Consider the following 16,989-nt stretch of genomic DNA (forward strand, 5'->3'; position numbering starts at 1 on the left):
CGTTTAATTTTATATTGAAAATTTTATTTCGACCTCTGAGGGCATGCTATGAAGCACTGTAACATCATCCTGTTAGTTGGCCTTCTGGCCAGTTCCGCTTCGGCATTGGCGGAGAAGATCGGCGTCTCGATGGCTTACTTCGATCAAAACTTTCTCACCATTATTCGTCAGTCCATTGAGAAAGAAGCTCATGCCCGCCAGGTCGAGGTGCAGTTCGAAGACGCCCGCGGCGACACCGGGCGCCAGGCCGATCAGGTGCAGAGCTTCATTGCCTCCGGCGTGGACGCGATCATCGTTGACCCCGTGGACTCCGCCAGCACCCCGCAGCTGACGAAGATGGCGCAGCAGGCCAGGATGCCGCTGGTGTATGTGAACCGGACGCCGGGGGACAAAACGTTACCCCCTGGCGTGGTGTTTGTCGGTTCGGACGAGCGGGAGTCCGGCACATTGCAGATGGAAGCGCTGGCGAAGCTGGCGAACTACAAAGGCAACGTCGCCATCATGATTGGTAATCTCACCGATGCCGGCGCGCTGCAGCGCACCAGGGACGTAGAGCAGGTGGTGGCCAAATATCCGGCGATGAAAGTGGTGCAGAAACAGCCGGCCAACTATTCCCGCAGCGAGGGAATGGATCTGATGCAGAACTGGACAGGCAACGGGGAAGCGATTGATATTGTGGCGGCGAACAACGACGAGATGGCGATTGGCGCGGCGATGGCGCTGGAGAAGAGCCAGAAGAAGCTGCTGATCGGCGGCATCGACGCCACGCCGGATGGGCTGAAAGCGTTGGCCAGCGATAAGATCCAGGTAACGGTTTTCCAGGATGCCGTTGGTCAGGGCAAAACGGCCTTAGCGGTGGCGTTGAAGCTGATTAAAGGAGAAAAAGTCGAGTCCCATGTCTGGATCCCGTTTGAGTTAGTGACCAAAGAAAACATGCAGACCTATGTGGAAAAGAGTCATTAACGGCAAGGCAGAAATGTTCGAACTTTGCTGATAAAACCGGGCTGAGAATATGACGCCCGGGCAACGAAACCGGAGGAAAAGAGATGGCAACGGCAAAAAGCGGCTACACGCTGCAGGTGATAAAGGCAGGGCAGCAGGGGCATGTTGAAATGAGGTGGGGGCATCTCGCGGAAGTTGATACGCGCGTGGTGGCGGCGACCATCGCGCAGCATATCGGGCGACCCTCGTCTGCGGCGGATCCGCAGGAGATCAGCCTGTCGCTGACCAATGCCGCCAGCGGCATCTCGGTGGAGCTTCATCACCCGGTCTCAGGGGAAAGCGCCACCCCGGCTTTTATTGAGGACGAGTTAAAAAAGATTGTGCAGATCGTTGATGGCTACGAGGCGGCAGAAGAGACCCATATCGTGGAGTAGCGCGCCGCCTTGCGCACAGGAAAAAAATCCACGCCGGAGCGTGGATTTTTTATTACTCGATGGCGGCAGAAACGCCAGCCAGCGGGATTAGACGTTGAACAGGAAGTTCATCACATCGCCATCTTTCACGATGTAGTCTTTACCTTCAGCGCGCATTTTACCGGCTTCTTTCGCGCCCTGTTCGCCTTTGTAGGCGATAAAGTCTTCATAAGCGATGGTCTGCGCGCGGATAAAGCCTTTTTCGAAGTCGGTGTGGATCTTACCGGCTGCCTGCGGCGCGGTCGCCCCGACCGGGATGGTCCATGCGCGAACTTCTTTCACCCCAGCGGTGAAGTAGGTCTGCAGGTTCAGCAGGGCGTAGCCAGCGCGGATCACGCGGTTCAGGCCCGGTTCTTCGAGACCCAGCTCAGCCATAAACTCATCACGCTCTTCATCGTCCAGTTCGGCGATGTCCGCTTCAACCGCGGCGCACACCGGCACCACTACAGACCCTTCCTGCTCGGCGATAGCGCGAACCTGATCGAGGTATGGGTTGTTCTCGAAACCGTCTTCGTTGACGTTCGCGATGTACATGGTCGGCTTGAGGGTCAGGAAGCTCAGATAGCGGATGGCCTCTTTCTCTTCTTTGGTCAGATCCAGCGCGCGCAGCATACCGGCGTTTTCCAGCTGCGGCAGGCATTTCTCCAGCGCGGCCAGCTCAACTTTCGCGTCTTTATCGCCGCCTTTGGCTTTTTTGGAGACGCGGTGAATCGCGCGCTCGCAGGTATCAAGGTCAGACAGCGCCAGCTCGGTGTTGATAACGTCGATATCTTCCGCCGGGTTTACTTTACCTGCCACGTGAATGATATTGTCGTTTTCAAAGCAGCGAACCACATGGCCGATAGCTTCGGTTTCGCGGATGTTGGTCAGGAACTGGTTGCCGAGACCTTCGCCTTTGGACGCGCCTTTCACCAGGCCCGCGATATCAACGAACTCCATGGTGGTCGGCAGGATACGCTGCGGTTTGACGATTTCAGCCAGCTTGTCCAGACGCGGATCGGGCATCGGTACGACACCGGTGTTCGGCTCAATGGTACAGAAGGGGAAGTTGGCCGCTTCAATACCCGCTTTGGTGAGCGCATTGAACAGGGTGGATTTGCCGACGTTGGGCAAACCGACGATACCGCATTTGAATCCCATGATTTAAATCACCTTAATCTTTGGATAATCAATCTGTTATCAGGAACAGATTGCAGAAAATTGAATAGCTTTGCCTATTATACACGGTGCGCGGCAAAAATGCCGCACGACAACGGCTTATTGCGCCTTAAAGGCGTGTAAACGGTTGGTCGCTTTAGTGAGACCATCCTTTAACCAGATTTCCGTACAGCGCGCCGCTTCGTCGACGGCATCATCAATCAGTTTCTGCTCGCTGGCCGGTGGTTTGCCGAGGACAAAGCCGACAACCTTGTTTTTGTCGCCCGGATGGCCGATCCCGACGCGTAAGCGGTGAAAGTTCGGGTTATTGCCGAGCTTGCTGATGATGTCTTTCAGGCCGTTGTGGCCGCCATGGCCGCCGCCAAGCTTAAATTTCGCCACGCCCGGCGGTAAATCCAGCTCATCATGGGCAACCAGAATTTCGTCCGGGTTGATGCGATAAAAGGTCGCCATCGCGGCCACGGCTTTACCGCTAAGGTTCATAAAGGTGGTGGGCACCAGCAGGCGAACATCCTCGCCCGCCAGGTTGATGCGCGAGGTATAGCCGAAGAATTTGCTCTCTTCGCGCAGCGGCGCGCGATGGCGATCCGCCAGTAAATCCACATACCAGGCGCCAGCGTTGTGCCGGGTGGCGGCATATTCCGCACCGGGGTTGGCCAGGCCGACAATCAGTTTAATGGTCACGTTTTCTTTCCTGCATGGGGCATTCTCTGCCGCGTAGTGTACTGTCTGCGGGCGCGCTTGACAAAGTTCTGGCCTCGAGACAATACCAGCATTGATGATTTACTCTCTAAATCATTAGAATTTGATATTGTTCATAGGCTTATTTGTAAATTTTTGTCTATTTGCTGTTCACTAATGTGATCGTGGGCGCACTCCACAGAAGAGACCTTGTCTATACTACACCTATAAGATTTGGGGACATTCCCTGGCAACCCAAAGTCCGGAGGTGACACATGAAACGCAAAAACGCTTCGTTACTCGGTAACGTACTCATGGGGTTAGGGTTGGTGGTGATGGTTGTGGGGGTGGGTTACTCCATTCTGAACCAGCTTCCGCAGCTTAACCTGCCACAATTCTTTGCGCATGGCGCAATCTTAAGCATCTTCGTTGGTGCGGTGCTCTGGCTGGCCGGTGCCCGTATTGGCGGTCACGAGCAGGTCAGCGACCGCTACTGGTGGGTGCGCCACTACGATAAACGCTGCCGTCGTAATCAGCATCGCCACAGCTAACCGTAGCATGATTCCCGCATCGGTCCCTGAAGACCGATGCGTTTTACTGTGCCTCTCGTTATCTCTTCTTCTTTTTCCCGCCATTTGACGACCCCCGTTCCGACCTGAGCTTCGGGATGCTATGGTTGCCGCCAAAAGTGAATATCAAGCGCGTTTTTCGCTTGACCCTGACGTTACGTCAGGCAGCAGAGTAGCGGTCCTGGCCACAGAGAGGAGCAGTCATGTTAATTCAGGTGGGAGAGCTGGCGAAGCGCGCCGGGCTGACGGTGCGTACGCTGCATCATTATGAACAGACGGGGCTGTTAACGCCTTCGGCCAGAAGCGAGGCGGGCTATCGGCTCTATAACCTGTCCGCGGTTCAGCGCCTGCATATGATCAAGGCGCTGGCGCAGACCGGGCTGACGCTCGCCACCATCAAGGACTATCTCGATCGGCGAACGCTGTCGCTGCCCGAACTGCTGACGCAGCAGATAGAGACGCTTAATGACCAACTGCGCGATGTCGGCAGGCTGCGCGACCGGCTGTTGGCGCTGCGCGAGGCGCTGGCGAGCGGCAATGAACCCGATCTGGAGTCCTGGCTACTTACGCTGGAGTTAATGAAAATGTACGATCGTTGGTTTAGTCAACAGGAGTTAGCCGTGCTGCCGTTTGCGGCACAGGATGAACAGCGCGCGCAGGCGTGGCGCGAGCTAACAGAGGAGGTGCAGACGCTGATGGCGAGCGGCTGCCCGACGGACAGTCCGCAGGCGATGAGTCTGGCGACGCGCTGGATGGAGCGCCTGGAGCAGGATACGGCTGGGCGCCCGGAGTTTCTGACCCGCCTGAACGAGATGCATGCCGCCGAGCCGCAAATGGTTGAACAGACCGGCGTCACCCCGGCCATCATTGCCTTTATCACCGAAGCCTTTGCCGAAAGCAAACTGGCTATCTGGGCGCGGTATCTCGACGACGAGGAGATGGCGTTCACCCGCCGGCACTACTTCGACCGGCTACAGGAGTGGCCAGCGCTGGTGGCGAAGCTGCATCAGGCGTGCCGTGAGGGCGTAGCGCCGGACTCGGCGTCGGGTCAGGCGCTGGCCCGGGCGTGGCTTGAGCTGTTTCAGTCCTACGCCGGCACCCGGCCGCAGACGTTGCAGAAGTTTCGTCAGGCAATGGAGCAGGAGCCGCATTTGATGAAGGGCACCTGGATGACGCCGGCGGTGCTGAGCTGGCTGCAGCAGGCGACCGGAGCCTTGATGCGGCAGGCGCAGGGGCCTGCCGCCGGGTGATCACAGGTCAGCCAGCGCGGCCTGACGATCGGGGTAGAAGCTCAGGCGTCCGGGCAGCGGCTTGACGCCGGCGCGCGCTAACGTGCGTAGCGGCTGAAATTCGAGGTTAGATACGCGCAATTCACAGCCTTCCGGCAGCTTGTTCACAAAGCGCTGGAAGGCATCCAGACCGCCGGCGTCGAGAACCGGCACCGCGTCCCACTTCAGCACCACGATGCGCTTGCCGGCGATCCGGGTCTCCAGGTCGTTGAATAGACCTTCGGCGGCGGCAAAGAACAGCGGACCGATCACCCGCAGCACCAGCACGTCGTCTGGCACTTCGACGTTGACCGGCGCCAGATGGGTCATGCGCGCGATACGGCGCATAAACAACAGCGAAGCCAGCACGATCCCGACGCTGATGGCGATCACCATATCAAACAGCACCGTCAGCGACATGCACATCAGCATCACCACAATGTCGTCCTTCGGCGCGTGGCGTAGCAGATTGATGACTTTATGCGCCTCGCTCATGTTCCATGCCACCATCAGCAGCAGGGCGGCCATCGCCGACAGCGGCAGCCAGGAAAGCAGCGGGGCGAGGATCAGCAGCGCCATGATCACCAGCAGGGCGTGGATCACGGCGGCGATCGGCGATGTGGCGCCGGCGCGGACGTTCGCCGCCGAGCGGGCAATCGCCGCGGTGGCGGTGATCCCGCCGAAGAACGGCGCAACGATGTTGCCCAGCCCCTGGCCAATCAGCTCGCTGTTGGCTTTATGTTTGGTACCGGTCATGCCGTCGAGCACCACCGCGCACAGCAGAGATTCAATAGCGCCCAGCATCGCCATGGAGAAAGCCGCGGGCAGCAGCGCCTGCAGCGAAGCCCAGCTCAGGGTAAAGTTGGAACCCGGCATATCCCAGGGCAGTACCAGCTGCGGCAGCAGCTGCGGAATGCCGTTGCCCTGAGTGCCGTCCGCCAGCTGATAGTGGAACTGCGAGCCGATCGTCGCCACATCGCCGCCGAGCAAGTTGACGACCAGCATCACCCCACAGCCGGCCAGCAGCGCCGGGAGGTGGCCCGGCAGACGGATACCCAGCCGCGGCCAGAGGATCAGGGTGCCGAGGGTGACGACGCCGATGGCGGCGTCCCCGACGTTAATGGTCGGCAGGGCCATCGCCAGCGCCGCCACTTTCTGCAGATAATGTTCCGGCACATGGGGCATCTGCAGGCCGAGGAAATCTTTAATCTGCATGGTACCGATGGTGATACCGATCCCGGAGGTGAAGCCGAGGGTGACCGACAGCGGGATATATTCGATCAGGCGGCCAAAGCGCGCCAGTCCGAAAAGCATTAAAAAGATCCCCGACATCAGCGTCGCCACCAGCAGCCCCGCCAGGCCGAACTGCTGGGAAACCGGATAGAGGATCACCACAAAGGCGGCGGTCGGTCCGGAAACGCTAAAGCGCGATCCGCCGGTTAAGGCGATCACAATCCCTGCCACCGCTGAGGTATAGAGGCCGTACTGCGGCGGCACACCGCTGCCAATCGCCAGCGCCATCGCCAGCGGAATCGCAATGATCCCGACGGTGATCCCGGCGATCAGGTCGCGGGTAAAGCGGGCAGTGGTGTACTTTTCTTTCCAGCAAGCGTCGATGAGGGCGCGGAAAGGCATCACATGTGAGGAAAATAATCTGTTCACAATAATGTTTCATCCATGAGCGCATCATCTGTCAACTGAATGGCAGGTGAAGGAGGCATCGGTCATTGCCACATCATCCTTCGGGATGCCTCTGTGTTGGCTGCGTTCATTTATCCCGGTCACGTACTGCCTGTACGCTCCCGGGGATTCATTCACTTGCCGCCTTGACGCATGCCGAATGATTTTGTGGAAGAATTAAAAATTCAGAGACAAAAAAACCCGCCGCAGCGGGTTTTTGTGCTCGGCTCGATTAATGTTCGAACATAGCAGAGATTGATTCTTCATTGCTGATACGGCGAATAGCTTCAGCCAGCATACCGGAGAGCGTCAGAGTACGCACTTTATCCAGCGCTTTAATTTCTGGTGCCAGCGGAATGGTATCGCAGACGACAAATTCATCGATCACAGAGTTTTTAATGTTCTGGATAGCGTTGCCGGAGAAGATCGGGTGCGTCGCGTAAGCGAATACGCGTTTCGCGCCGCGCTCTTTCAGCGCTTCTGCCGCTTTACACAGGGTGCCGCCGGTGTCGATCATATCGTCGACCATCACGCAGTCACGACCCGCGACGTCGCCGATGATATGCATCACCTGGGAGACGTTGGCGCGCGGACGGCGCTTGTCGATGATAGCCATATCGGTATCGTTCAGCAGTTTAGCGATAGCGCGAGCACGAACCACGCCGCCGATGTCCGGAGAAACCACGATCGGGTTGTCCAGGTTCAGCTGCAGCATATCTTCCAGCAGGATTGGGCTGCCGAACACGTTATCAACTGGCACATCGAAGAAGCCCTGGATCTGTTCTGCGTGCAGGTCAACGGTCAGCACGCGGTCAACGCCGACGCTGGACAGGAAATCTGCCACCACTTTCGCGGTGATTGGCACACGAGCAGAACGAACACGACGGTCCTGACGAGCATAACCGAAGTAAGGGATAACGGCGGTGATACGACCTGCCGAAGCACGACGCAGAGCATCAACCATAACAACCAGTTCCATCAGGTTGTCATTGGTGGGAGCACAAGTGGACTGGATGATGAAAATATCACCACCGCGTACGTTTTCATTGATTTGTACGCTGACTTCGCCGTCGCTAAAACGACCTACAGCGGCGTCGCCAAGAGAAGTGTACAGGCGGTTGGCAATACGTTGTGCTAGTTCCGGGGTGGCGTTACCAGCAAAAAGCTTCATATCAGGCACGAGAAGAACCTCAGGCATGCGTCCAGTGGTGGATGAATGGGCCAATAATGTGCGGGCTGGCGCCATTCGATCCAGTCGGTGTATTTAAAGAGCACGATGCAACGTCTGGAACAGGGTGACGTTGTCACCGTAACTCAATTTCCCCGGCTGACTCATGAACGATGCGCCCTCACGGCGCAGGATTCAGAGCAGGGCCTGCTTGAGCGGCGAGAGATTTACTCCGCGCGCCACAAAGCCATCTAGCCATGCCGGGGCAGTGTCCAGCACCTGACGGGCAGCGGATTCGGTGTTAAATTCAGCAAACACACAGGCCCCTGTGCCGGTCAGGCGTGACGGCGCATATTCTAACAGCCAGGAAAGCGCGGCATCAACCTCGCGAAAACGTTTTCTTGCGATAAGCTCGCAATCGTTGCTGAATTCACAATTTAATAACGTATTAATTGACCGGCGCGGGGTATTTCGTGGTAGCTCCGGGTCGCGAAAAATGATCGGCGTCGGAATACTGACGCCCGGATGGGCCACCAGGTACCATTTTTCCTCAGGCTCCACCGGCGTCAGAATTTCACCTACCCCCTCGGCAAAGGCGGCATGGCCGCGCACGAAGACCGGCACATCGGCCCCCAGCTGCAGGCCAAGGGTCGCCAGCTCATCTTCCGAGAGTCCGCAGCCCCAGAGATGGTTGAGCGCCACCAGCACGGTGGCGGCATTGGACGAGCCGCCCCCCAGACCGCCGCCCATCGGCAGGCGCTTATCGATACTGATATCGGCGCCGCTGCCCGCCGGCAGGCGGCCGCTTTCGCCGGCGGCGCGCATCAGCAGACGCGCGGCGCGAACGATCAGATTCTCTTCGTCCGGCACTCCGACCACCGGCGTCAGCAGGCGCAGTTCGCCGTCAGCGCGCGGTTCGATGGTCAGCGTATCGCCGTAGTCGAGGAACTGAAACAGCGTCTGCAGGGTGTGGTAACCATCGGCCCGCTGGCCGGTGATATATAAAAACAGATTCAGTTTTGCAGGTGAGGGCCAGCGGCTCATCATTTCACGATCCAGTTATCCATCTTCAGCTTGATGCGCTGGGCGCCATTGTTCAGCTCGACATTAGACGGCAGGGCGGGCTGGGTATCGCTGGTGTAGCCGCCGTAGGTGACGTGCCAGGTTTTGCCGTTTTGCGTGTAGTTCAGTTCACGCAGACGGTACCGATCGTCCAGCGAATAGTCGGTGGCGTCGCCCGGCAGGCCGATGATCCACTGGCGCAGGCTGTTCAGCGGGATCGGCATCCCGGTCAGGCGGCCAATCATCTCTTCGGCATCGGTGGCGGTGTAGGTCTGGCCTTTGTTGTCGATCAACTGCACGCTGCCAGGCTGCGCGGTCAGCGACAGCTCGGTGCTGCCCAGCGGGTTGGTCAACAGCAGGCGATAGCGGTCCTGGCCGGTCTGCTGCCAGAAGAAGCGGGCATAGACTTTTTGCTCATCGGAGAGATAGGCAAACGCCCCGCGGGTCTGGAACTGGTTGAGGCTGCGAACAGCCTGCTGGTGCTGGCGCCACTGCGGCGAATCCGGGCTTTTGCCAGGCCCCTCGGGGGTATGAACAGAACAAGCGGTCAGGACGAGGCTGGCCAGCGGCAGCAGGCGGAACAGTCGATTCATAATGATGACAAATCCTTGATGTCTACAGTGAAATCCGGCGGCAGGGGAACAGCGGGCCGATTTGTGTAGCAGGTTACATTTATAATCCTTAATGCTAGCGTCGCCGGGCGATAGCGTCTACGTTCAAGTTGTCTGAAATCAAAAAATTAACCTTAATGGCGGTCTTGCTTTGGCTATTACTCCAAAAGGGGAGCCTCTCTTTTATTGATTACGCGCATCCTGTATGATGCACTCAGACTAACCTTAGCAACGCTGGTACTACTCCCTCACAATGACCCTTTTAGCTCTTGGCATCAATCACAAAACAGCGCCGGTCGCCCTGCGAGAACGCGTTGCGTTTTCGCCGGAAACGCTCGATAAGGCGCTGGAGAGCTTGCTGGCTCAGCCGATGGTGCAGGGTGGGGTGGTGCTGTCGACCTGCAACCGCACGGAACTCTATCTCAGCGTAGAAGAGCAGGATAACCTGCAGGAAGCGCTGATCCGCTGGCTGTGCGATTACCACGGCCTCAATGAAGAAGACCTGCGTAAAAGCCTCTACTGGCACCAGGATAACGATGCCGTCAGCCATCTGATGCGCGTCGCCAGCGGCCTTGATTCGCTGGTGCTGGGCGAACCGCAGATCCTCGGTCAGGTGAAAAAAGCCTTCGCCGATTCCAGCCGCGGCCATCTTAACGTCAGCGAACTGGAGCGGATGTTCCAGAAATCGTTCTCGGTGGCCAAGCGCGTGCGTACCGAAACCGATATCGGCGCCAGCGCCGTTTCCGTCGCGTTCGCCGCCTGTACCCTGGCGCGGCAAATCTTTGAATCCCTGTCGAGCGTGACGGTGCTGCTGGTCGGCGCCGGTGAAACCATCGAACTGGTGGCGCGCCATCTTCGCGAACATCACGTGCGCAAAATGGTGATCGCCAACCGCACTCGTGAACGCGCCCAGGCGCTGGCGGAAGAAGTGGGCGCCGAGGTGATTGCCCTCAGCGATATCGACGAACGGCTGAAAGAGGCCGACATCATTATCAGCTCCACCGCCAGCCCGCTGCCGATCATCGGCAAAGGCATGGTGGAACGTGCGCTCAAGGCGCGGCGCAACCAGCCGATGCTGCTGGTGGATATCGCCGTCCCGCGCGACGTCGAACCGGAGGTCGGCAAACTGGCTAACGCATACCTCTACAGCGTCGACGATCTGCAAAACATCATTCAGCATAACCTGGCGCAGCGTAAGGCCGCGGCGGTGCAGGCGGAATCGATCGTCGAGCAGGAGACCAGCGAATTTATGGCCTGGCTGCGCGCGCAGAGCGCCAGCGAGACCATTCGCGAATACCGTTCTCAGTCCGAGCAGGTCCGTGAGGAGCTGACGGCGAAGGCGCTGGCCGCGCTGGAGCAGGGCGGTGATGCCCAGGAAATTATGCAGGATCTGGCGCGTAAGCTCACCAACCGCCTGATCCACGCGCCAACCAAATCACTTCAGCAGGCCGCCCGTGACGGGGACGACGAACGCCTGCATATTCTGCGCAACAGCCTCGGGCTGGAATAGCGCACCTTTCTCTTATTTTCAGGACAGGGTGAATTCACGCCTATGAAGTCTTCTATTGTTGCCAAACTGGAAGCGTTGTACGAGCGCCACGAAGAAGTGCAGGCGCTGCTCGGCGATGCCGCGACGATTGCCGATCAGGATAAATTCCGCGCGCTGTCGCGGGAGTATGCTCAACTAAGCGATGTGGCGCGCTGCTATACCGACTGGCGTCAGGTGCAGGAGGATATTGAAACCGCGCAGATGATGCTCGACGATCCGGAAATGCGCGAAATGGCGCAGGAAGAGCTGCGGGACGCCAAAGATAAAGGCGAACAGCTGGAGCAACAGCTACAGGTCCTGCTCCTGCCGAAAGATCCTGATGACGAGCGTAACGCCTTCGTGGAAGTGCGCGCCGGGACCGGCGGCGACGAAGCGGCGCTGTTTGCCGGCGATCTGTTCCGCATGTACACCCGTTACGCGGAATCGCGCCGCTGGCAGGTGGAGATCCTCAGCGCCAACGAAGGTGAACACGGCGGCTTTAAAGAGGTGATCGCCAAGATCAGCGGCGACGGCGTCTATGGCCGGCTCAAATTTGAATCCGGCGGCCATCGCGTGCAGCGCGTGCCGGCCACCGAGTCGCAGGGGCGTATCCACACCTCCGCCTGTACGGTGGCGGTGATGCCGGAGCTGCCGGAGGCGGAAATGCCGGATATCAACCCGGCGGATCTGCGCATCGATACGTTCCGTTCCTCCGGCGCGGGCGGTCAGCACGTTAACACCACCGACTCGGCGATCCGTATTACCCACCTGCCCACCGGCATCGTGGTGGAGTGTCAGGACGAACGTTCCCAGCATAAAAACAAAGCCAAGGCGCTGTCGGTGCTGGGGGCGCGGATCCGCGCCGCCGAAGTGGCCAAGCGTCAGCAGGCGGAAGCCTCCACGCGCCGCAACCTGCTGGGCAGCGGCGACCGCAGCGATCGCAACCGTACCTACAACTTCCCGCAGGGCCGCGTGACCGACCACCGCATCAACCTGACCCTTTACCGTCTCGATGAGGCGATGGAGGGCAAACTCGACATGCTGATTGAGCCGATTGTCCAGGAACACCAGGCCGATCAGCTGGCGGCGCTGTCCGAGCAGGAATGATGACCTTTCAGGCCTGGCTGCAGCAGGCAATCGCCCGCCTGGCGGAGAGCGACAGTCCGCGACGCGACGCCGAGATCCTGCTAGGACACGTCACCGGTCGGGCGCGCACCTGGATCCTGGCCTTCGGCGAAACGACGCTGTCCGCCGACGAGGCGACGACGCTGGAGGCGCTCCTGCAGCGACGCCAGCGCGGGGAGCCCATCGCCCATCTGGTCGGGCAGCGGGAGTTCTGGTCGCTGCCGCTGTTTGTCTCCCCGGCGACGCTGATCCCCCGCCCGGATACCGAATGTCTGGTGGAGCAGGCGCTGGCGCGTCTGCCCGTCGCGCCGTGCCGTATTCTCGACCTCGGCACCGGGACCGGCGCCATTGCCCTGGCGCTGGCCAGCGAACGTCCTGACTGTGAAGTGATCGCGGTGGACGTGATGCCGGACGCCGTGGCGCTGGCGTTGCGTAATGCCGCTCATCTGGGCATTGCTAACGTGACGATACGGCAAAGCGACTGGTTCAGTGCGCTGGCCGGGCAGCGCTTCGCCATGATCGTCAGCAATCCCCCCTATATCGACGCCGCCGACCCGCATCTTGCCGAAGGCGATGTGCGTTTTGAGCCGTTGACGGCGCTGGTGGCAGGCGACCAGGGGCTGGCCGATCTGGCGCAGATTATCCGCGAGGGGCGGCAGTATCTGCAGCCCGGCGGCTGGATGCTGCTGGAGCATGGCTGGACCCAGGGCGAAGCGGTACGCGCCCTGTTTCGCGAGGCGGGCTATCTGGATGTCGCGACCTGCCGCGACTATGGCGACAATGAGCGTCTGACCCTCGGACGTTTACCCGACATGGAGAACGTTGGCTGATGAACTTATTCACGGCTGTCCTCTACCTGCACATCGCCAGCGTGGTGGTGTCGGTAGGATTGTTCGTTTTACGTTACTGGTGGATGTATCACCAGAGCCCGCTGCTGAACCAGCGGTGGGTGCGAATTGCGCCGCACTGCAGCGATACGCTGCTGTTTCTCAGCGGTGCGGGATTAATGGCGATAACGCACTACCTGCCGTTCACAGAAGACGGCGCATGGCTGACTGAAAAGCTGTTTGGCGTTATCATTTACATCGCATTAGGTTTTATCGCGCTGGGCCGTCGTCGTCCGCGCAGCCAGCAGAGCCGCTTTATCGCGTTCCTGCTGGCGCTGGTGGTGTTGTTTATCATCATTCAACTCGCCATCACAAGAATACCGATACTGGGGTAGGTCATGGGGTCATTAGCGGATTTCGAATTTAACAAAGCGCCATTGTGTGATGGCATGGTCCTCATTTCTGAACAGGTCCGCGACGATTTTCCGACGCGTTTTGTCGAGGAAGAGCTGCAGCGGCTGCTGCGCCTCGCGCAGGAGGAGATTGCGCCTTCGTGGGACCAGGAACGCCAGATAGAACGCCTGCTGGCGCTGTTTTACGAGGAGTGGGGCTTTGGCGCCTCGCAGGGCGTTTATCGTCTATCCGACGCGCTATGGCTCGATAAAGTGCTGGTCAACCGCCAGGGGAGCGCGGTGTCATTAGGCGCGATCCTGCTGTGGATCGCTCAGCGCCTGGGGCTGCCGGTGGTGCCGGTGATCTTCCCGACCCAGATGCTGCTGCGCGCGGACCCGGAAACCAGCGAAGAGATGTGGCTGATTAATCCGTTCAACGGCGAAACCCTCGACGAACATACCCTGGAGGTATGGCTGAAGGGCAACATCGGGCCGGTGGCGGAACTGTTTAATGAAGATCTCGACGAAGCGGATAACGCCGAGGTGATCCGCAAGCTGCTGGACACCCTGAAGTCGGCGCTGATGGAAGAGCGGCAGATGGAGCTGGCCCTGCGCGCCAGCGAAGCGCTGCTGCAGTTTAACCCGGAAGATCCGTATGAGATCCGCGACCGCGGGCTGATATACGCCCAGCTGGATTGCGATCACGTGGCGCTGCTGGACCTGAGCTATTTTGTCGAACAGTGTCCGGAGGATCCGATCAGCGAGATGATCCGCGCACAAATCAACACGATTTCGCACAAACAAATTACATTGCATTAGTCTGGAACCATTCCGGTTACACCCTGATAAGGCGAATTTATGAAACAAAAAGTGGTTAGCATTGGTGATATCAACGTAGCGAACGACCTGCCGTTCGTGCTGTTCGGCGGGATGAACGTGCTGGAGTCACGCGATCTGGCGATGCGCATCTGCGAACATTACGTCACCGTTACGCAGAAGCTTGGCATCCCCTACGTCTTCAAAGCCTCCTTTGATAAAGCCAACCGTTCCTCCATTCACTCCTATCGTGGGCCGGGTCTGGAAGAAGGGATGAAGATTTTCCAAGAGCTGAAGCAGACCTTTGGCGTGAAAATCATCACCGACGTTCATGAAGCCAGCCAGGCGCAGCCGGTGGCTGACGTCGTGGACGTGATCCAGCTTCCCGCCTTCCTCGCGCGCCAGACTGACCTGGTGGAAGCGATGGCCAAAACCGGAGCGGTGATCAACGTCAAGAAACCGCAGTTCGTCAGCCCGGGCCAGATGGGTAACATCGTCGATAAATTCATCGAAGGTGGTAACGACAAAGTGATCCTCTGCGACCGCGGCGCGAACTTCGGTTACGACAACCTGGTGGTGGATATGCTCGGCTTCGGCGTGATGAAGAAAGCCTCCAACAACTCGCCGGTTATTTTCGACGTCACCCACGCGCTGCAGTGCCGCGACCCGTTTGGCGCTGCCTCCGGCGGTCGCCGCGCGCAGGTGAGCGAGCTGGCCCGCGCTGGTATGGCGGTGGGTATCGCCGGTCTGTTTATCGAAGCGCATCCGGATCCGGACCACGCGAAATGCGACGGCCCGTCCGCGCTGCCGCTGGATAAACTGGAGCCGTTCCTCAAGCAGATGAAAGCGATTGACGATCTGGTGAAAAGCTTCGACGAGCTGGATACCAGCAAGTAAGCCTGACCGCATCACTGAAAAAGCCTGCCGGCGTCAAAACCGGCAGGCTTTTTTTTCGCCCGGACTCCGCCGGACGGGCAAGCGAGGTCAGGCGAAAATGGTCATCAGGTAGGCGGCGAACAGCGCCAGATGGGCCGCGCCGTTCAGCACATTGGTGCGTCCGGTGGAGAAGGAGATATGACACAGCACCAGCGAGGCGACCATCACCACCATCTCCGGCGCGCCAAGGCCAAAGCGCAGCTCATTGCCGGTCAGGAAGGCGATGAGGGTGACCACCGGGACCGTCAGCGAGATGGTGGCCAGCACGGAGCCGAAGAACAGGTTCATCGCCCGCTGTACCTGATTGTTGAGCACCGCTTTGAGCGCGCCAAGGCCTTCCGGCGACAGGATCAGCAAGGCCACGAGGAAGCCGGTGAAGGCCACCGGGGCATCCATGCTGGTCAACAGCGTTTCCAACGGGTTGGCGTTCATTTTAGTGACGGCGATCACCGCCACCAGGTGCACCAGCAGCCAGGCGGTATGCCACCCGCTGCTGTGGGCGGACGGTTTACCGTGGTGCGGGTCGTCATCATCGCCGTCGTCTTCATGCTCATAAACAAACAGACTCTGATGGGTTTTGGTCTGAATAAGCAGGAAAACGCCGTACATGGCCGCCGAAATCACCGCCACCAGCAGCGATTGCCCGGTGCTGAAGTTCGCGCCCGGCAGCGCCATGGGAAACACCAGCACGATAATCGCCAGCGGAAACAGGGCGATAAGATACTGCTTAATGCCGAACAGATTCATATATTGGGTGGCGAATTTACGCCCGCCCAGCAGCAGGGAGAAACCGACCAGACCGCCGGTGACGATCATAATGATGGAGTAGAGCGTATCACGCATCAGGGTCGGCGCGGCGTCGCCGGTGGCCATCAACGCGGAGATCAGACTGACCTCAAGGATAACCACCGACAGGCTGAGAATCAGGGAGCCGTAGGGTTCGCCCAGGCGGTGGGCTAGGACGTCGGCGTGGCGGACCACGCTGAAGGCGCTGCTTAAAATACCGACCAGCGCGAGGATATTAATCGCGATAACCACTGGCAGTGACTGGCTGCTGCCCCAGAAAAACAGCACCGCCAGCGCCAGCACCGGAAAGACGAGAGAAGACTCCTTATGGCGGGTTTTTACCGCCTCATGTGCATGGGTCATGAACCATCTCCATTTATGCAGGTGTTATAATTATAAAAACGCAGGGCGATAAAGTAACAGATATTGCTAAATTTCTGCTGTATTTTTACTTAAGTTTACGGGTATCGAGAGATATCTTGATTAGTTTATTATAATTTGCGATTACGCTATCTTTATACTTACTATTCAGATAATTACTAATATTCATTTTTAACTCATCATCGGCTTGATAGCCTGCCGCCTGCGTTCCAGACTTAAATTTTATGCTCAAACAGGAGGTCATTATGCCCTATAACAGTAAACAAGAGCTCCCCGACAGCGTTCAGCATGTTCTGCCTGCCCATGCGCAGGAAATTTATAAAGAAGCGTTTAACAGCGCCTGGGATCAATATAAAGATAAAGACGAGCGGCGCGATGACGCCAGCCGTGAAGAGACGGCGCACAAAGTCGCCTGGGCGGCGGTGAAAAACAGTTACGAGAAAGGCGATGACGATAAGTGGCATAAGAAAAAATAATTGCTGACGCCGCTTTTATGCTTGCCAGCGCCCCGCTGATTGCTTATTGAAAGATAAAGCTGGATAATATTTCAGCAATATTGACGGATGCATGAGACGAACGCCGGGAA

Annotated in this window: 18 protein-coding genes; 11 read left to right on the forward strand and 7 right to left on the reverse strand. The window is 58.4% G+C overall.

What is annotated here, in order from left to right; translation table 11 throughout:
- Positions 1-48: 48 nt before the first annotated feature.
- Both ABLV04_RS09460 and ABLV04_RS09465 read left to right on the forward strand, forming a co-directional pair.
- Complete coding sequence (locus ABLV04_RS09460) at positions 49-963, forward strand: sugar ABC transporter substrate-binding protein (RefSeq protein WP_032453309.1); 915 nt, start codon at positions 49-51, stop codon at positions 961-963.
- Positions 964-1,046: 83 nt separating this feature from the next.
- Positions 1,047-1,376 (forward strand): DUF1869 domain-containing protein, encoded by a 330-nt coding sequence (locus ABLV04_RS09465; protein ID WP_064154427.1) that lies wholly within the window; start codon positions 1,047-1,049, stop codon positions 1,374-1,376.
- 87 nt (positions 1,377-1,463) lie between these two features.
- Here the strand turns inward: ABLV04_RS09465 and ychF are convergent, their stop codons facing one another.
- Both ychF and pth read right to left on the reverse strand, forming a co-directional pair.
- Positions 1,464-2,555, reverse strand: coding sequence for a redox-regulated ATPase YchF (gene ychF, locus ABLV04_RS09470; protein ID WP_002910443.1), 1,092 nt, complete (start codon positions 2,553-2,555; stop codon positions 1,464-1,466).
- Positions 2,556-2,672: 117 nt separating this feature from the next.
- Positions 2,673-3,257, reverse strand: coding sequence for an aminoacyl-tRNA hydrolase (gene pth / locus ABLV04_RS09475; protein WP_004180389.1), 585 nt, complete (start codon positions 3,255-3,257; stop codon positions 2,673-2,675).
- 272 nt (positions 3,258-3,529) lie between these two features.
- Between pth and ychH the strand changes: the two genes are divergently transcribed.
- Both ychH and ABLV04_RS09485 read left to right on the forward strand, forming a co-directional pair.
- Positions 3,530-3,805, forward strand: a complete 276-nt coding sequence (ychH, locus tag ABLV04_RS09480; protein ID WP_002910437.1) for a stress-induced protein YchH — start codon at positions 3,530-3,532, stop codon at positions 3,803-3,805.
- Positions 3,806-4,026: 221 nt separating this feature from the next.
- Positions 4,027-5,073 carry a MerR family transcriptional regulator gene (locus tag ABLV04_RS09485; protein ID WP_180265591.1) on the forward strand — a complete coding sequence of 349 codons (1,047 nt, stop codon included), beginning with the start codon at positions 4,027-4,029 and terminating at the stop codon, positions 5,071-5,073.
- On the opposite strand, the gene dauA is transcribed toward ABLV04_RS09485, so the two are convergent.
- The 4 genes from dauA to lolB all read right to left on the reverse strand — a co-directional run bounded on the left by dauA (position 5,074) and on the right by lolB (position 9,594).
- On the reverse strand, positions 5,074-6,753 hold the full coding sequence (gene dauA / locus ABLV04_RS09490; protein ID WP_064157472.1) for a C4-dicarboxylic acid transporter DauA: 1,680 nt from the start codon (positions 6,751-6,753) through the stop codon (positions 5,074-5,076).
- A 250-nt stretch (positions 6,754-7,003) separates the two neighbouring features.
- Complete coding sequence (gene prs, locus ABLV04_RS09495; RefSeq protein ID WP_002910407.1) at positions 7,004-7,951, reverse strand: ribose-phosphate diphosphokinase; 948 nt, start codon at positions 7,949-7,951, stop codon at positions 7,004-7,006.
- Positions 7,952-8,134: 183 nt separating this feature from the next.
- On the reverse strand, positions 8,135-8,983 hold the full coding sequence (gene ispE, locus ABLV04_RS09500; protein ID WP_348815646.1) for a 4-(cytidine 5'-diphospho)-2-C-methyl-D-erythritol kinase: 849 nt from the start codon (positions 8,981-8,983) through the stop codon (positions 8,135-8,137).
- The gene (lolB, locus tag ABLV04_RS09505) at positions 8,983-9,594 is read right to left on the reverse strand and encodes a lipoprotein insertase outer membrane protein LolB (RefSeq protein ID WP_023290149.1); all 612 of its coding nucleotides are present in this window, start codon (positions 9,592-9,594) and stop codon (positions 8,983-8,985) included. Before lolB ends, ispE begins: the two co-directional genes overlap by 1 nt.
- A gap of 271 nt (positions 9,595-9,865) precedes the next feature.
- Here lolB and hemA point away from each other — a divergent pair, with 271 nt between their 5' ends.
- Genes hemA through kdsA form a run of 6 tightly spaced genes read left to right on the forward strand, consistent with a single transcriptional unit; the run spans position 9,866 to position 15,197 of the window.
- The gene (gene hemA / locus ABLV04_RS09510; RefSeq protein ID WP_023290148.1) at positions 9,866-11,122 is read left to right on the forward strand and encodes a glutamyl-tRNA reductase; all 1,257 of its coding nucleotides are present in this window, start codon (positions 9,866-9,868) and stop codon (positions 11,120-11,122) included.
- 42 nt (positions 11,123-11,164) lie between these two features.
- Positions 11,165-12,247 carry a peptide chain release factor 1 gene (gene prfA / locus ABLV04_RS09515; protein ID WP_004203214.1) on the forward strand — a complete coding sequence of 361 codons (1,083 nt, stop codon included), beginning with the start codon at positions 11,165-11,167 and terminating at the stop codon, positions 12,245-12,247.
- Positions 12,247-13,095, forward strand: coding sequence for a peptide chain release factor N(5)-glutamine methyltransferase (gene prmC / locus ABLV04_RS09520; RefSeq protein ID WP_032453303.1), 849 nt, complete (start codon positions 12,247-12,249; stop codon positions 13,093-13,095). Before prfA ends, prmC begins: the two co-directional genes overlap by 1 nt.
- Positions 13,095-13,487 carry an invasion regulator SirB2 gene (gene sirB2 / locus ABLV04_RS09525; RefSeq protein ID WP_008804389.1) on the forward strand — a complete coding sequence of 131 codons (393 nt, stop codon included), beginning with the start codon at positions 13,095-13,097 and terminating at the stop codon, positions 13,485-13,487. Before prmC ends, sirB2 begins: the two co-directional genes overlap by 1 nt.
- 3 nt (positions 13,488-13,490) lie before the next feature.
- Positions 13,491-14,303, forward strand: coding sequence for an invasion regulator SirB1 (sirB1, locus tag ABLV04_RS09530; RefSeq protein ID WP_017899847.1), 813 nt, complete (start codon positions 13,491-13,493; stop codon positions 14,301-14,303).
- Positions 14,304-14,342: 39 nt separating this feature from the next.
- Complete coding sequence (gene kdsA, locus ABLV04_RS09535; RefSeq protein WP_002910393.1) at positions 14,343-15,197, forward strand: 3-deoxy-8-phosphooctulonate synthase; 855 nt, start codon at positions 14,343-14,345, stop codon at positions 15,195-15,197.
- Positions 15,198-15,284: 87 nt separating this feature from the next.
- On the opposite strand, the gene chaA is transcribed toward kdsA, so the two are convergent.
- The gene (gene chaA / locus ABLV04_RS09540; protein WP_065881264.1) at positions 15,285-16,385 is read right to left on the reverse strand and encodes a sodium-potassium/proton antiporter ChaA; all 1,101 of its coding nucleotides are present in this window, start codon (positions 16,383-16,385) and stop codon (positions 15,285-15,287) included.
- A 263-nt stretch (positions 16,386-16,648) separates the two neighbouring features.
- Here chaA and chaB point away from each other — a divergent pair, with 263 nt between their 5' ends.
- A complete protein-coding gene (gene chaB, locus ABLV04_RS09545; RefSeq protein ID WP_023290145.1) occupies positions 16,649-16,879 on the forward strand; it encodes a putative cation transport regulator ChaB in 231 nt (76 codons plus the stop codon).
- Positions 16,880-16,989: the final 110 nt, after the last annotated feature.

It is taken from the genome of Klebsiella sp. JN_Kp127, from assembly GCF_040062505.1.
Taxonomy (GTDB): domain Bacteria; phylum Pseudomonadota; class Gammaproteobacteria; order Enterobacterales; family Enterobacteriaceae; genus Klebsiella; species Klebsiella quasipneumoniae.

Bases quoted from the DNA above. Each gene is read 5' to 3' on its own strand.
- ychH (WP_002910437.1), top strand. From the start codon at position 3,530: ATGAAACGCAAAAACGCTTCGTTACTCGGTAACGTACTCATGGGGTTA.
- sirB1 (WP_017899847.1), top strand. From the start codon at position 13,491: ATGGGGTCATTAGCGGATTTCGAATTTAACAAAGCGCCATTGTGTGAT.
- lolB (WP_023290149.1), bottom strand. From the start codon at position 9,594: ATGAATCGACTGTTCCGCCTGCTGCCGCTGGCCAGCCTCGTCCTGACC.
- chaB (WP_023290145.1), top strand. From the start codon at position 16,649: ATGCCCTATAACAGTAAACAAGAGCTCCCCGACAGCGTTCAGCATGTT.
- prmC (WP_032453303.1), top strand. From the start codon at position 12,247: ATGACCTTTCAGGCCTGGCTGCAGCAGGCAATCGCCCGCCTGGCGGAG.
- prfA (WP_004203214.1), top strand. From the start codon at position 11,165: ATGAAGTCTTCTATTGTTGCCAAACTGGAAGCGTTGTACGAGCGCCAC.
- ispE (WP_348815646.1), bottom strand. From the start codon at position 8,983: ATGAGCCGCTGGCCCTCACCTGCAAAACTGAATCTGTTTTTATATATC.
- kdsA (WP_002910393.1), top strand. From the start codon at position 14,343: ATGAAACAAAAAGTGGTTAGCATTGGTGATATCAACGTAGCGAACGAC.
- ABLV04_RS09485 (WP_180265591.1), top strand. From the start codon at position 4,027: ATGTTAATTCAGGTGGGAGAGCTGGCGAAGCGCGCCGGGCTGACGGTG.
- sirB2 (WP_008804389.1), top strand. From the start codon at position 13,095: ATGAACTTATTCACGGCTGTCCTCTACCTGCACATCGCCAGCGTGGTG.
- ychF (WP_002910443.1), bottom strand. From the start codon at position 2,555: ATGGGATTCAAATGCGGTATCGTCGGTTTGCCCAACGTCGGCAAATCC.
- chaA (WP_065881264.1), bottom strand. From the start codon at position 16,385: ATGACCCATGCACATGAGGCGGTAAAAACCCGCCATAAGGAGTCTTCT.
- hemA (WP_023290148.1), top strand. From the start codon at position 9,866: ATGACCCTTTTAGCTCTTGGCATCAATCACAAAACAGCGCCGGTCGCC.
- ABLV04_RS09460 (WP_032453309.1), top strand. From the start codon at position 49: ATGAAGCACTGTAACATCATCCTGTTAGTTGGCCTTCTGGCCAGTTCC.
- ABLV04_RS09465 (WP_064154427.1), top strand. From the start codon at position 1,047: ATGGCAACGGCAAAAAGCGGCTACACGCTGCAGGTGATAAAGGCAGGG.